11 protein-coding genes are annotated in these 13957 nt (G+C 67.3%); 4 read left to right on the top strand and 7 right to left on the bottom strand.

Going from position 1 to position 13957, the window contains the following annotated elements:
• Nucleotides 1-35: 35 nt before the first annotated feature.
• From RBB34_RS03470 to RBB34_RS03445, 6 genes are all read right to left on the bottom strand, one after another.
• A complete protein-coding gene (locus RBB34_RS03470; protein ID WP_306117794.1) occupies nucleotides 36-1049 on the bottom strand; it encodes an NAD(P)-dependent oxidoreductase in 1014 nt (337 codons plus the stop codon).
• The gene (locus tag RBB34_RS03465; protein ID WP_306117793.1) at nucleotides 1046-1486 is read right to left on the bottom strand and encodes a transporter; all 441 of its coding nucleotides are present in this window, start codon (nucleotides 1484-1486) and stop codon (nucleotides 1046-1048) included. The genes RBB34_RS03470 and RBB34_RS03465 overlap by 4 nt, the downstream gene beginning before the upstream one ends.
• A gap of 31 nt (nucleotides 1487-1517) precedes the next feature.
• A complete protein-coding gene (locus tag RBB34_RS03460; protein WP_306117792.1) occupies nucleotides 1518-2885 on the bottom strand; it encodes an FAD-binding oxidoreductase in 1368 nt (455 codons plus the stop codon).
• Nucleotides 2863-4323 carry a UbiA family prenyltransferase gene (locus tag RBB34_RS03455; protein ID WP_306117791.1) on the bottom strand — a complete coding sequence of 487 codons (1461 nt, stop codon included), beginning with the start codon at nucleotides 4321-4323 and terminating at the stop codon, nucleotides 2863-2865. Before RBB34_RS03455 ends, RBB34_RS03460 begins: the two co-directional genes overlap by 23 nt.
• 158 nt (nucleotides 4324-4481) lie before the next feature.
• Entirely contained in the window at nucleotides 4482-4769 is a 288-nt protein-coding gene (locus tag RBB34_RS03450; RefSeq protein WP_306117790.1) for a hypothetical protein, read from the bottom strand.
• A gap of 85 nt (nucleotides 4770-4854) precedes the next feature.
• A complete protein-coding gene (locus RBB34_RS03445; RefSeq protein WP_306117789.1) occupies nucleotides 4855-7269 on the bottom strand; it encodes a mechanosensitive ion channel domain-containing protein in 2415 nt (804 codons plus the stop codon).
• A 160-nt stretch (nucleotides 7270-7429) separates the two neighbouring features.
• On the opposite strand from RBB34_RS03445, the gene RBB34_RS03440 reads away from it, so the two are divergent.
• From RBB34_RS03440 to RBB34_RS03425, 4 genes are all read left to right on the top strand, one after another.
• Nucleotides 7430-8689 (top strand): sarcosine oxidase subunit beta family protein, encoded by a 1260-nt coding sequence (locus RBB34_RS03440; protein WP_306117788.1) that lies wholly within the window; start codon nucleotides 7430-7432, stop codon nucleotides 8687-8689.
• A 127-nt stretch (nucleotides 8690-8816) separates the two neighbouring features.
• Complete coding sequence (locus RBB34_RS03435; protein WP_306117787.1) at nucleotides 8817-9089, top strand: sarcosine oxidase subunit delta; 273 nt, start codon at nucleotides 8817-8819, stop codon at nucleotides 9087-9089.
• Complete coding sequence (locus tag RBB34_RS03430; protein WP_306117786.1) at nucleotides 9086-11977, top strand: 2Fe-2S iron-sulfur cluster-binding protein; 2892 nt, start codon at nucleotides 9086-9088, stop codon at nucleotides 11975-11977. Before RBB34_RS03435 ends, RBB34_RS03430 begins: the two co-directional genes overlap by 4 nt.
• Complete coding sequence (locus RBB34_RS03425) at nucleotides 11970-12608, top strand: sarcosine oxidase subunit gamma family protein (protein WP_306117785.1); 639 nt, start codon at nucleotides 11970-11972, stop codon at nucleotides 12606-12608. The genes RBB34_RS03430 and RBB34_RS03425 overlap by 8 nt, the downstream gene beginning before the upstream one ends.
• On the opposite strand, the gene guaD is transcribed toward RBB34_RS03425, so the two are convergent.
• Entirely contained in the window at nucleotides 12566-13876 is a 1311-nt protein-coding gene (gene guaD, locus RBB34_RS03420; protein WP_306117784.1) for a guanine deaminase, read from the bottom strand. The two genes, RBB34_RS03425 and guaD, sit on opposite strands and share 43 nt — an antisense overlap.
• Between the last annotated feature and the right edge of the window lie 81 nt (nucleotides 13877-13957).

Raw genomic sequence — 13957 nt, 5'->3', positions numbered from 1 at the left:
CTTCTTGGTCAGGAAATCAAGCATCGAACGGGTCCTTATTCTGCGGCCACGACGGTGGAATTGCCCACGACAAGGCCGCTTTGCCTTGCCTTGCGATATTCGGCATAGGCGGCCTGCAACATGTCCTCGTCGCGGTATTTCGGGGTCCAGCCGAAGTCGCGCTTGGCGGCGGTGGTGTCGCGCACGCAAAATTCGTCGGCGATCAGGTACTGCTCGGGATCCATCAGCGGCATGTTCAGCCGGTCGAGCGCCGAAAGCGTCCATTTGACCGCAAAGGCCGGCGTCGGCACCAGGATCGATTTGGAGCCGGCCGACCGGATCAGGTCGCCGAGCAGCTTCCGCACCGGCGGCGGGTCGTCCGAGCCCAGATTGTAGGCCCCGTTCGGCACGCCCTTCTCCCAGGCGAGCCGGGCCACTTCGGCGCAGTCATAGACCGAAATGAACTGGTAGGGATTGCTGCCCGCCCCGATCATCGGCACCGGCAGGTTCATGTCGATCAGCCTGAACAGCTTGCCCAGGATTCCCAGCCGCCCCGGCCCGATGATCAGGCGCGGGCGGATGATGGTGATGTCCATGCCGCGCGCGCGCCAGCCCTCGGCCATGCGCTCGGTCTCGGCCTTCGAGCCGCCATAATGGCCCAGCGGCGAAATCGGATGGCTTTCGTCCTGCGGGGTCTTCACGGTTTTGCCGTAGACCATGTCGGTCGTGTACTGGACCATCTTCGAGGCGCCCGAGGCGGCCGTGTGCGCCATGATGTTGGCCGCGCCGAACGTGTTGACCGGATAGAAGAACGGGTAGCGGTCGATGCGCTTCTGGATCGGCGAGAGCATCATCGCGCTCAGATTGTAGACCATGTCGTCGGGGCCGATCGGCACGGCGGCGACCGAGGCCGAATTGGTCACGTCGCAGGCGATGTGCGCGACCTTGCCGTAATGCGGCAGGTCGGACTTGGCGATGTCGGCGACGAGCACGTCTTCGCCGCGCTCGGCGAGATCCTTTGCAAGATAGCGGCCGACGAAGCCGTCGCCGCCGAAGATGACATGTTTCATGATTGCGCCTTGTCGGATACGGGTTGGATCAGCTTGGAACTGACGGACGGCGCGCGCTCGGAAAGCGGCGAGCCGGACTGGGCGATCAGCACCGTACCGATGCAGATGAAGGCGATGCCGGCGATCTTGTAGGCGCCCAGCTCCTCGCCGAAGAGCTGCCAGGCCATCACCGCGACCGCGACATAGGCGAGCGACAGGAACGGATAGGCAAAGCTCAGATCGACCCGCGACAGCACGAACATGTGCGAGGCCATCGAGATCACGAACGTTGCCAGCCCGAAGAACACCCAGGGCTGGAACACGATCAGGATCGCCTTGAGCGCCATGTTGGGCTGCGCCATCACCGCCGGCGACAGCGTCATCATGCCCTGCTTGAGCATGAGCTGCGCCGCCGCATTGGTCAGCACCGTGAACAGGATGAATACGATGTACTTCATCAAACCCCCATCGTCCGCCACCGCGACCTTGTTACCGAACTTCCGTTAGATTTGCCTTGAGCGGCTCGTTCGAATTTGAACGGTCGCCGCCATTGGTCAGCTTCAGCGCCGTGCGCCGCCAGAAATCCGAGCAGATCGCCGGATCGCGCAGCGCTTCGAGGGCGGCCCAGTGCGGGAACGAGGCCGCGAAGGTCTCAGCGCTCATGCGCGCATCCTTGTAGGGGTTCACCCGGCCGCCGGCGCGAACCGTGATCGCGTCGAGCGTTTCGAGCAGCTCGCGGGTCGCCCGGCCGCGATTGGGAAAATCGAGCGTGAGCGTATAGCCGGGCACGGGAAAGCTCATCAGCCCCGGCGAGGGCAACGCGCCGAAGCGCTTGAGCACGGTCAGGAACGAGACCTGCCCGGCCCGGCGCGAGGCGTCGAGCATGGCTCCGATCGCCTCGGGCGCGGCGCCCAGGGGTATGGCGCTCTGGTGCTGGTAGAGCCCGCCCGGCCCGTAGAGCCGGTTCCACCGGCCGACGGCGTCGAGCGGGTAGAAGTAGCTCTGATAGCCGGTGACACGCTCGGCGCCCGCCTTGCGCCTCTTGGCGGCGTGAAAGACGGTGTTGAAGGCGGCCAGCGTGAACCGGTTGAGCGCCGGGACCGGCAGGTCGAACGGAACGCTCAGCCGCGGCCTGTGCGTGCCGGTCTCGAAGACGCCGTCCCGGGCATGGTTGGCGGTCATCAGCACGCCGCGTTCGCCGGCGAGCTGATCGAGCCAGGCGACCGCGTATTCATTGTCCGCATCGGCCTGTTCGGCCATGGCGAAATACTCGCCAAGCGTGTCGAACGGCGTCAGCCGCTCGATCACGTTGAGCGAGCCCACGCGCATCATCTGAAGTCGCACATGGGTGATCAGGCCGGTCAGGCCGAGCCCGCCGATGGTCGCGGCGAACAGCGGCTCGCCGCCTTCCCGCGACAGGTGATGCACCCCGTCCGAGCGCACCAGCGTGAGCGCCTCGACATGGCAGCCGAAGGTGCCGCGCGCGTGGTGGTTCTTGCCGTGCACGTCATTGGCGACCGCCCCGCCGATCGTCACGAAGCGCGTGCCCGGCGTCACCGGCAGGAACCAGCCATGGGGCGCGCAGTGGTCGATGATCTGGTGCAGCATCACGCCGGGCTCGGCCTCCAGAACGCCGGTCTGCGCATCGAAGCCGGTGATCCGGTTCAGCGCCCGCGCATCGGCCAGCGCACCGGCATTGTTGTGGCAGCTGTCGCCATAGGAGCGGCCATTGCCGAAGGCGAGCAGCGCGCCCGGCGGGGCGCCGGCAAGGGCACCGAGCGCGGCGTCGAATCCGGTCGCCGCGCGCCGGGTCCGGCGCACCCGGCCGAAACTGTCAAACCGGCAGGGTGGCGCCATCGAACAGCCCCGCAAACAGCATCAGGCTCGCCCCGAAGGCGATCATGATCTGGCTGCGCCAGTCGGTGGCGATGAAGACCACCGGGTCGTCGTTGAACTCGCGCCGCTTGGCGAGGATCCACACCCGCATGATCAGGTACAGCACCAGCGGACAGATCGGCCAGATCAGCCAGGGATGGGCATAGAGCTGGTAGACGGCGTCGCTATCGAGATACAGCGCCAGCACGACGATCGCCGCAAAGCCCGAGGCCATGCCGGCCTGGGCGATGACGTCCTTGTCCTCTGGCCGGTAGCCGCGTCCCGAAAGCCGCTCCTTTTCGGAGATCTTGGCGTGGTCGAGCTCGACATAGCGTTTGACCAGCGCCAGCGACAGGAAGAAGAAGACCGAAAAGGCCAGAAGCCAGTAGGACGGCGCGGCGGCGACGGCGGCCATGCCGGCGACGATCCGGATCGTGTAAAGGCTCGCCAGCGTCAGCACGTCGAGCAGCAGCCAGCGCTTGACCTTGAGCGAATAGGCCGTGGTGATGACGAAATAGAGCGCGAGCACGACGCCGAACGCGATCGGCAGCACCGCTGCGATCAGCACCGAGACGGCGATCAGCCCGCAGGCGACCTTCACCCCCGTCGCCGGATCGATGCGCCCTGCCGCCAGCGGCCGGTTGCGCTTGGTCGGATGGCGCCGGTCCATTGCGAGGTCGAACAGGTCGTTGAAGATGTAGACCGCCGAGGCCAGGAACGAGAAGGCGAAGAACGCGCCGGCGACGACCAGGATCACCGACGGATCGACGATGCGGTGGTCGAGGATCGCCGGCACCGCGATCAGCGAGTTCTTGGCCCATTGGTGTACGCGCAACATGCGGGCGACATCGTTGAGCGAGATCTTGCCCGGATCGGCCAGAACGATGCCGTCATGCTCGGCGACAAAGTCGCGCGCCGCCCGGTCCGGGGCGACCGCATGGGCGGTGCGCGCCACCTCGAAGATGGCGACATCGTCGCGGCTGTTGCCCAGATAGTCGAAGCCCGCATCGCCGTAATCGGCGAGGAGCCGGTCGCGCTTGGCATGGGCCTTCAGGTTGATCTCGGCGTTCGAGCCGATCACCCGGTCGAACAGGTCCAGGTGCTCGGCGATCTGCTGCGCCTTTTGCGCGTCGCTGGCCGTTGCCAGCACGATGGTCCGCCCGCGCGCCTTCTCGGCCTGAAGGAAGGCGATCACCTCGGGCCGGTAGACGAGGCAGGCCGGATCGATCGTCACCCGCGAGAAGATTTCATGCTTGAATCGCGCCTTGCCCCGGGCAAGCCAGACCGGCAGCCACAGCGCGTACAGCGGGTTGGCGCGCAGCAGCGAGAACAGGCATTCCCAGAGCAGGTCCCCCGAGATCAGCGTGCCGTCGAGATCGACGGCCAGTGCAATCGACTTGTCGTCAACGCGTACGTCCATCGCCCCTGCCCTGCTTCATGCATCCTGAGATGCGCGCACGATAAGGCAAGCGCAGGCCAAATGCGGTGAATGCGCGCGGTTAACGGCGCGTTTCCGGCCGCCCTTCGGTCAGGAGCGTTAGCAAAGCGTCAATCGCGCCGTCGCGATTTGACGAAAATTCAGTTGATCACCGCATCGCCGCCCACGATCTGCAGCCTTTCGGTGCCGATCAGCGCGGCCCGGTCGCCATTGGGCAGGGTGATGAAGCAGCCCGAGGTGCAAAAGGACCGCGTCTCGCCCGCCCCGATCACCAGTTCGGACTGCACGCCGTTCTCGGTGACGATGAGCGTGCGCGGCTCGCCGTCATTGTTGACGATGCTGGCGCCATGGGCGGGGGCGGCAAGGGCGGCGAGCATGGCAAGGCTCGCCGCGAGTGCTGTGCGAAACTGGGTCATGGCATCGAACATCGGGCAAACGGCTCTCCTGCCGATGTGTGGGGATCGACGGCGCCGTCCGCAACCCCCTGTTCGAGCGGGATTGCCGCAGCGCGTGTCAGTCCTCGTCGGCATTCTTGTCGCGGCCGGCGCCATAAAACGAAAAAGGCTCCTGCCCGGCGACCGGCGCCTGCGGCACGTCGCGTTCGGGCATGGTGCGCAGATGGATGTCCTGTTGCGGGAACGGAATCTGGATGCCCTCGGCGGCGAACCGCTCGACGATGCGCATGCGCAATTCGGTGCGCACGCCCAATCCCAGCCCGATATCGGCCAGATAGGCGTAAAGGACGAAATCGAGCGAGGACGCGCCGAAATTGTCGAAGGAGACGAACGGTTCGGGAAACGACAGGATGTCGTCGTGCTCGGCGGCGATCTCCAGCAGCAGATCGTGCACGCGCCGTGCATCGGAGCCATAGGCGACCCCGATCGGGATCGCCACGCGGCCCAGCGTGTTGCGGTGCATCCAGTTGGAGACCGGCTGGTTGATCAGTTCGGAATTGGGCAGGATCAGCGTCTTGCGGTCGAACAGCTGGATCTCGGTTGCGCGCACATTGACATTGCTGACCACGCCCACGAAGCCGCCCGCCTCGATGATGTCGCCGGACTTGAACGGGCGCTCGGCCAGCAGGATCAGGCCGGAGACGAAATTGTTGACGATGTTCTGCAGGCCAAAGCCGATGCCCAGCGACAGCGCGCCGGCGACCAGCGCCAGCTGACTGAGATTGAACCCGGCCGCCGAAAGACCGATCAGCGCGGCGATCGCGATGCCCGTATAGCCCATCGCCTTGCGGATCGAGGTGCGCGCGCCCGGCTCGACGCGGCTGCGTTCGAGCACGCTCGCATCGAGCCAGCTCTGAAAGCGTCGGGTCAGCCAGTAGCCGGCGATGAACAGCGCGATGCCGACGGCGATCGAGGTGATCGAGATCGAGATCGAACCGACCGGAATATCGGTGAAGATGCGATAGATGACCGCGCGCACGTCCGACCAGCGATAGCCCCACATCAGCGCCAGCACCGGCAGGCCGATCGCCAGCACGATGACGCGCAGCCCGATGCCGGCGGCAAGGCCGAGCTGGTCGATGGTCGTCTCGGTGGCGCCGTGGCGCTCGGCCAGCCGGCGGCCCAGACCGGTTTCGGCCAGCGCGCTCGGCTTGGCGATCGCCGCCGCGGCCAGATGGCCCAGATAGAGCGTCGTCAGCACCGCGCCGGTGACGACGATCTGCTCGGCGGCGAAGCGGGCAAAGCCGATATAGCCGGCCAGCGCCATCACGATCAGAGCGCCGCCCACGGCAAGAAGCGGCCATTTGACATAGCCCGGCCAGGGCGCGGGGCGCGCGTCGCCCTCGGCCGCGAACGGGCGCAGGAAGGCGATCAGCACCAGCAGCAGGCCTGTTAGGACGCTGGCGAGCAGGCTCCGCGCGATGGTGATCGGCAGCGAAGCGCCAAGGAGCTCGTTCACGCGCTCGACGATCAGTTCGGTGACGGTCACCGCCGCCATCACCACGAAGAAGCCCTTCAGCAGCCGCGCGGCGCGGTCGGTGACGGGGATCAGGCGCCAATGCGGCACCGAGGGCGCGAACACCGCCTCCGCAAGACGCCAGATCAGGAACACGACGCCGATCCCCAGCGCCAGTTGCGTGGCGATCGCCAGTATGTCGGGCCGCAGCAGACTGAGCCGGTCGAGCATGACGAGCGCGGCGGCGAGATAGGCCCACAGCACCGCCGTCGGCAGGACCGTGTACCAGAAGGCGTTGGTCAGGCGCACGAAATCGCTGGGCGGCTCGTCCGATCGCCTGCGCGCGACCCAGATCCCGATCGTGCGCCGGAACACCATCACCGCGGCCAGCGACAGCGCCATCACCCCCAGCGCGCCGATGAGCACGCGCGACTGCTTGGTGCGCCACGTGAACGCCGCCCACGACTGGATGCGCCGCTGCAGGGCCTGGGTGCGGTCGGCGATGTCGGCGACCAGTTGCGAGCCGAAGGCGGTGGTGATGTCGTAACGTCGCGCCAGGGTCTGGGTGAACAGCGCCCGGCGGCGCTCGACGATCCGGTCAGACAATCGCCGCGCCGCGATCGACTGTTCCTCAAGCGCGCCGATGAGCTGATTGATTCGCGCCCTTTGCGCGGACAGATCCGCCCGCTGCTCGGTCGCGGCGGTCGGCTCGGCGGCCTCCGAATCGGCCGGCGGCGGCCCGATCTGATTGAGCCGCGCCTTGACCTCGCCGAGTTCGGCGGTCAGTTCGACGCCGGCGGCCAGCAACTCGTCCTGGAGCGAAGCGAGCATGTCGCCCAGTTCGGCCAGTCGCGCATCGCTGTCGCCGGCTTCGGCCAGTTCGGCGGCCACCGCATCGACGCTGCGCTGCAGGCTCTCGACACGCTGGGCGCCGTCGCCCTCGCCGGTCTGCGCCAATGCGCCCAGCGTCGTCGAAGCGATGAGGAAAAGGGCCAGAACGAAGCGGTGTAACGGCATCGGCGAGCCATATCACATTTGGTGAACCGGAAAAGCCGGGCAGAGCTTGCGGCGCGGGCGCGCCGCGTCGTAGCAATGATGGGAAAGCAGGCGATGCATCGCCCAAGACTTCGTCGCCGGTCAACCGGTTCCGGCCCGAAACGCCCAGGGGACATAGGCCATGGCAGAGTATTCTGCCCTGCAAGTCATTCGAAACGCGCTCGGCGGCAATGAGCACTGGAAGCCGCTATGGCGCAAGCCCGACCCCAAGCCCGCCTACAATGTCATCATCGTCGGCGGCGGCGGCCACGGCCTGGCGACGGCCTATTATCTCGCCAGCGAGCACGGCATCGCCAATGTCGCGGTGCTTGAGAAGGGCTGGCTCGGCTCGGGCAATATCGGGCGCAACACGACCATCGTGCGCTCGAACTACCTTCTGCCCGAGAACGCGGCCTTCTACGAGCATTCCATGAAGATGTGGGAGACGCTCAGCCACGAGCTCAACTACAATGTCATGTTCTCCCAGCGCGGCATCATCAACCTGTTCCACACGCCGGCCCAGGAGGACGAGGCGGCCCGGCGCGGCAACGCCATGCTGCTCAACGGCGTCGATGCGCGCTTCGTGCGGCCCGAAGAGCTCGGCAAGCGCATGCCGGCGCTCGACCTGGCCGGCTCGTCGCGGCTGCCGGTCCTGGGCGGGCTCGAACAGCCGCGCGCCGGCACGGCCCGGCACGATGCCGTCGCCTGGGGCTATGCCCGCGCCGCCGACCGGCGCGGCGTCGACATCATCGAGAACTGCGAGGTCACCGGCTTCATCCGCGACGGCACCCGCGTGACCGGCGTCAACACCACGCGCGGCGACATCTATGCGCGCAAGATCGGCGTCGCCGTCGCCGGTTCGACCAGCCGCGTGCTCGCCATGGCCGGCATCGACGCGCTGCCCATCGAAAGCCACGTGCTGCAGGCCTTCGTCACCGAAAGCGTCAAGCCGTGCCTGGACTGCGTGGTCACCTATGGCGGCGGTCACCTATACATCTCGCAGTCCGACAAGGGCGGGCTGGTCTTCGGCGGCGATATCGACGGCTACAATTCCTATGCCCAGCGCGGCAATCTGCCCATCGTCGAGGACGTGATGAGCGAGGTGGTCGAGCTGTTTCCGGCCTTTGCCAAGCTGCGGCTGCTGCGCTCCTGGGGCGGTGTGATGGACATGTCGATGGACGGCTCGCCGATCATCACCGCCGGTCCGCTGCCGGGCATGTATCTCAATGCCGGCTGGTGCTATGGAGGCTTCAAGGCGACGCCCGCCTCCGGTTTCTGCTTCGCCCACACCATCGCCACCGACGAGCCGCACCCGCTCAACGCCGCCTTTTCGCTGGACAGGTTCTACCGAGGCTACGTGCTCGACGAGAAGGGCCAGGGAGCGACGCCTTGGAAGCATTGATCGAGCCCGTCATCTCGCACCCTCGCCCTTCGTCGCTCGCATCGCGTCCCCTCATCCTGAGGTGCGAGCGCAGCGAGCCTCGAAGGGCGAGCGATGGGATGCTCGCACCTCGGGGAGAGGGTGAAAGATGATCATCCCCTGCCCTTTCTGCGGCCCGCGCGATCTGGCCGAATTCACCTATCACGGCGATGCCGCCAGGGCCGCCGCCCGACCCGCGCACGGCTCCACCGACCAGGAAGCCTGGGACCGCCATGTCTATGACCGGCGCAATCCGGCCGGCAGCCATGCCGAGATCTGGCAGCATGCGGGCGGCTGCCGCAGCCATCTGCGCGTGGTCCGCGACACCCGCACGCACGAGATCACCGAGACAACGCTGTACGCCCCGGAGGTGAGCCAGTGAGCGGCTATCGGCGCCCCAGCGGCGGCAAGGTGATCGAGCGCGGCAAGTCGATCACCTTCACATTCGACGGCAAGCAGTATTTCGGTCTTGCCGGCGACACGCTCGCCTCCGCGCTGATCGCCGGCGGCGTGTCGGTGGTCGGCCGGTCGTTCAAGTATCACCGTCCGAGGGGCATCGTCGCCGCCGGTGTCGACGAGCCCAATGCGCTGGTCACCGTGCTCGGCGACGGCGCCCGCGAACCCAATATCCGCGCCACCGAGATCGAGATCCATGACGGGCTTGTCTGCGAGAGCCAGAACCGGTTTCCCTCGCTCGATTTCGACATGCGAGCGCTCAACCAGCTCGGTGGCGATGCGCTGGCGGCGGGGTTTTACTACAAGACCTTCATGGGCCCGGCCCGCTGGCCGTTCGGCGGCACGCGCACCTGGATGGCCTTCGAGCGTCAGATTCGCCGCGCCGCCGGCCTCGGCAGGGCCGGCACCGAGTCTGACACCAGCCGCTACGATCGCGTCAACGCCCATTGCGATACGCTGGTCGTCGGCGGCGGCAAGCCCGGCATCGTCCAGGCGCTCGAGGCCGCCCGCAAGCGCCGTCGCGTGATCGTCTGCGAGATCGATCCCACCCTTGGCGGCTATGCGAGCTGGTCGGGCGATCCCGACATCAGCGCCATGATCACCCAGCTTCAGGCGATGGACAATGTGCAGATCCTGACCCGCACCACCGCCTGGGGCATCTATGACGGCAACGCCGTCGCCGCACTCGAACGCGTATCGGACCATCGCCGCGACCGCGCGCCGGGCGAAGCCCGCCAGCGCATGTGGATCATCCGCGCCGGCCATGTGGCGCTGGCCACCGGCGCCTTCGAGCGCCCGCTGGTGTTTCCCGGCAACGACCGGCCGGGCGTCATGCTCGCTTCGGCCGCCCAGCGCTATGCGGCCATGTATGGCGTGCTGCCGGGCAAGCGCATCGCCATCGTGACCAACAATGACAGCGCCTATACCAGCGCCATCGCGCTCAAGGCGCGCGATGCCAATGTCATCACGATCATCGATCTGCGCTCGGAGGTTTCCGGCGGCGCCCGGTCGATCGCCTCTGTCGCCGGCGCCAGGCTGCGCACCGGCCAGGCGGTGGTCGCGACCGCCGGTACGGGCGGGCTCGATTCCATCCAGGTCGCCCCGTTCGACCATCGAACCCGGCGGCCCACCGGCCGCTCCGAGGGCATCTCCTGCGATTGCCTGCTGATGTCCGGCGGCTGGTCGCCGGCCATCCACCTGGCGAGCCATGCCGGCGGCGCGCCGCGCTGGGACGACACGCTCAAGGCCTTTCTGGCGCCCGAAGACGGTCGCGATCTGAGCCTGCACGGCGCCGCCGCCGGCGATTTCGTGTTCGGTGCCGGGCTGTCGCCGGCTCCGGCCCCGGTCTACGAGGTGCGCGCGCCGGGCAAGGCCTTCGTCGACTTTCAGCACGATGTCACCGCCGACGATGTGCGCCTGGCCCATCGCGAGGGGTTCCATTCGGTCGAGCACGTCAAGCGCTACACCACGCTCGGCATGGCGACCGATCAGGGCAAGACGTCCAGCTTGCCCGGCCAGGCGATCCTGGCCGATGCGCTGGGCCGGCCGCTCGAGCAGGTCGGCACCACGCGCTTTCGTCCCCCCTTCACGCCGGTCTCGCTGGGTTCGATCGCCGCCGAACGTTTCGGCGATCTGCATCCCGAGCGCATCACGCCCATCCATGACTGGCACGTCAAGAACGGTGCCCGCATGGTGGCGGCCGGCCACTGGCAGCGGCCCGAATGCTACAATCGCTGGAAGGAAAGCGTCGAGCAGGCCTATATCCGCGAAGCCAAGACGGTGCGGCGCGGCGTCGGCATCGTCGATGTGTCAACGCTCGGCAAGATCGACATTCAGGGCCCGGACGCCGCCGCATTCCTCGATCGCGTCTACACCAACGGCTTTGCCCGGCTGCCCGTCGGCAAGTCGCGCTACGGACTGATGCTGCGCGAGGACGGCTTCGTCTTCGACGACGGCACGACGTGGCGGCTGGCCCCGGACCGCTATCTGATGACCACCACGACGGCCAATGCCGGCCCGGTGATGCAGCATCTGGAATACTATCTCAACGTCATCTGGCCCGATATCCGCGTCCACCTGACCTCCGTCACCGACCAGTGGGCGGCGATGGCGGTCGCGGGCCCGCATTCGCGCGACGTTCTCGCCGCGATCGTCATCGACACCGATGTCGACAACCTCACCTTGCCGCCCATGGGCATCGTCCACGGCCGCATCGCCGAGGTGCCGGTGATGATCTGCCGGCTCTCCTTTTCCGGCGAGCGCGCCTATGAGGTCTATTGCGGCGCCCATCATGGCGCCCATGTGTGGAACGCGCTGATCGCGGCGGGCGAGCCCTGGGGCATTCTGCCCTACGGCCTCGAGGCGCTGGGCGCGCTGCGCATCGAAAAGGGCCATGTCACCGGCGCCGAGATCGACGGGCGCACCACCGCGCGCGATCTCAACCTGGACTGGATGCTGTCGACGAAGAAACCGTTCATCGGCTCGGCGATGATGGACCGGCTGGGCCTGGTGCCGATCACGCGGCAGGCGCTTGTCGGCGTGGTCTCGATCAATGGCGAGAAGTTCCATGGCGGCAGCCACATCGTCGAAAGCGCCAATCCGAAAAAGCCCGGCCCCAGCCTCGGCCATGTCACCGCGATGTGCTATTCGCCGGTCCATGACCGCTATATCGGCCTGGCGCTGGTCAGTTCGGGACGCGCGCGCCTTGGCGCCCGGCTCTATGCGACCGACCCGGTGCGCAGCGCCAGCCATGTGCCCGTCGAGATCGTCCGCCACGTCATGGTCGACCCGTCCGGAGACCGCATGCATGGCTGAGCCCTTCATATCGACCCCGGTCATGGCCGCGACCGCCCAGTCGCCCATCGCCGACGCGCTGCTGCCGGGCGAATACGGCAATCTGGCCATCGGCGCGCAGGTCGCGCTGAGCGAGCGCTTCGGCCTTGCCATCTGCGACGTGTGCGCCTGGCCGGGCCTTGAGACCAAGACGGCGAACGCCATCAAGCGCGCCACCGGCCTTGCCGTGACCAAGCGCCGCGATGCGGTCGGCGAGGCCGCGCAGGGCTTTCAGCACGCCCCGGGCCGCTGGACCGTGATCGCCGAGGACCCGAGCCTCGCCGAAAGGCTGACGCGCGCGGTGAGCGCCAACGCCACCGTGGTCGACCTCGCCCATGGCCGCACCTGCCTGCGCATCGCCGGCGAGGCGGGCACGTCGGTGCTTGCCAAGCTGTTCGCCATCGATTTCGCCGAAAAGGCGTTTCCGGTCGCCAAGGGCCTTGCGACCAGCCATCACGCGGTTCTCGCGCAGATCCAGCGCGTCGACGCGCAGACGTTCGACCTGCTGGTTTTCCGCTCCTATGCGCGCACCTTCTTCCACGCGCTGACGCGGGCGAGCGAGGAGTTCGGCTACCGGATCGTTCCGCCCCGGGCCGGCGAGCCGGAAACGTAGCACGCCGCCACGGCGCGGTCGTCGCCCAGCGTCTGCAACACGAACAGTTCCTCGGCGAGCGTTTCGACGGTCTGCATGCGCAGCGCCATCGCCGGCGTGGCGGCGGCATCGAGCACGATGACATCGGCTTCGCTGCCCGCGGCCAGCGTGCCGATCCTGCCCGCCATGCCGATCGCCTGCGCATTGCCGAGCGTTGCCTGATGAAACGAACGCAGCGGGTGATAGCGCTGGTGCTGCATGTTGAGCACCTTGTAGCCCTCGTCCAGCGTCCGCAGCATCGACCAGGACGTGCCGCCGCCGATATCGGTGGCGACGGCGTGGCGCATGCCGGCCGCCTTCGCCGCGGCAAGATCGAAATGCCCGCTGCCAAGGAACAGGTTCGAGGTGGGGCAGAACACGGCGACCGACCGCGTCTCGGCCAGCCGGGCCCGTTCGCGCCCGCCAAGATGGATGCAGTGGCCCAACAGGCTGCGCGGGGACAGAAGCCCGAACCGGTCATAGACATCGGTGTAGTCGCGCGCCCAGGGGAACAGGCCCGCCACGGTCTCGATCTCGGCGGTGTTCTCGCTCAGATGGGTCTGCATCAGGCAGTCGGGATGCGCGGCGAGCAGCGCGCCGGCCGCCTCCAGTTGCGCCTCGGTCGAGGTCAGCGCAAAGCGCGGCGTGATCGCGACACCGAGCCGCCCGCGCCCGTGCCAGCGCGCGATCAGCGCGTTCGTGTCGTCATAGCCGCTCTGGGCGGTATCGGTGAGCGCCTCGGGCGCGTTGCGGTCCATCATCACCTTGCCGGCGACGATCCGCATGGACCGGCGCTCGGCCTCGGCGAAAAGCGCCTCCGCCGCAGCCCTGTGCACCGAGCCGAAGGCGACCGCGCTCGTCGTGCCATGGGCGAGGAGCATGTCGCAGAACGCCGTCGCCATCGCCGCCGCATGGGCCGGATCGGCGTATTTCTGCTCCTCGACGAATGTGTAACCGTTCAGCCATTCAAGCAGCGAGCCGGCATAGGAGGCGACCACCTGCCCCTGCGGGAAATGGATGTGCGGATCGATGAAGCCCGGCATGATCAGATGCGGCCGGTGGTCGGCATGATCGGTTCCGCGCCAGGCGAGGGGCAGGTCGGACCAGTCTCCGGCCCAGGCGATGAGCCCGTCCGCGAAGACAAGCCCGCCATCTTCGACATAGCGATAGGCGGCCGCATCGTCGGCGCCCTCGGGCTCGCGGGCGAACCACAACAGCCGCCCGCGCAGAACCGTCACCGCCTCAGCCATGGAGGACCAAACTCATGCGAAACAGGGACTTGCCGCCTATCGTTGAATCAACCTGCAAGCCGCCCATGGCGGCCGCGATCC

Origin of the sequence: Roseitalea sp. MMSF_3546, from assembly GCF_030732865.1 — a bacterium.
In the GTDB taxonomy this organism is placed as follows: domain Bacteria; phylum Pseudomonadota; class Alphaproteobacteria; order Rhizobiales; family Rhizobiaceae; genus Roseitalea.
Note: the sequence above shows the minus strand (reverse complement) of the source record. Positions and strands in the feature narration are given on the sequence as shown.

Bases quoted from the DNA above. Each gene is read 5' to 3' on its own strand.
- RBB34_RS03470 (WP_306117794.1), bottom strand. From the start codon at position 1,049: ATGAAACATGTCATCTTCGGCGGCGACGGCTTCGTCGGCCGCTATCTT.
- RBB34_RS03465 (WP_306117793.1), bottom strand. From the start codon at position 1,486: ATGAAGTACATCGTATTCATCCTGTTCACGGTGCTGACCAATGCGGCG.
- RBB34_RS03460 (WP_306117792.1), bottom strand. From the start codon at position 2,885: ATGGCGCCACCCTGCCGGTTTGACAGTTTCGGCCGGGTGCGCCGGACC.
- RBB34_RS03455 (WP_306117791.1), bottom strand. From the start codon at position 4,323: ATGGACGTACGCGTTGACGACAAGTCGATTGCACTGGCCGTCGATCTC.
- RBB34_RS03450 (WP_306117790.1), bottom strand. From the start codon at position 4,769: ATGTTCGATGCCATGACCCAGTTTCGCACAGCACTCGCGGCGAGCCTT.
- RBB34_RS03445 (WP_306117789.1), bottom strand. From the start codon at position 7,269: ATGCCGTTACACCGCTTCGTTCTGGCCCTTTTCCTCATCGCTTCGACG.
- RBB34_RS03440 (WP_306117788.1), top strand. From the start codon at position 7,430: ATGGCAGAGTATTCTGCCCTGCAAGTCATTCGAAACGCGCTCGGCGGC.
- RBB34_RS03435 (WP_306117787.1), top strand. From the start codon at position 8,817: ATGATCATCCCCTGCCCTTTCTGCGGCCCGCGCGATCTGGCCGAATTC.
- RBB34_RS03425 (WP_306117785.1), top strand. From the start codon at position 11,970: ATGGCTGAGCCCTTCATATCGACCCCGGTCATGGCCGCGACCGCCCAG.
- guaD (WP_306117784.1), bottom strand. From the start codon at position 13,876: ATGGCTGAGGCGGTGACGGTTCTGCGCGGGCGGCTGTTGTGGTTCGCC.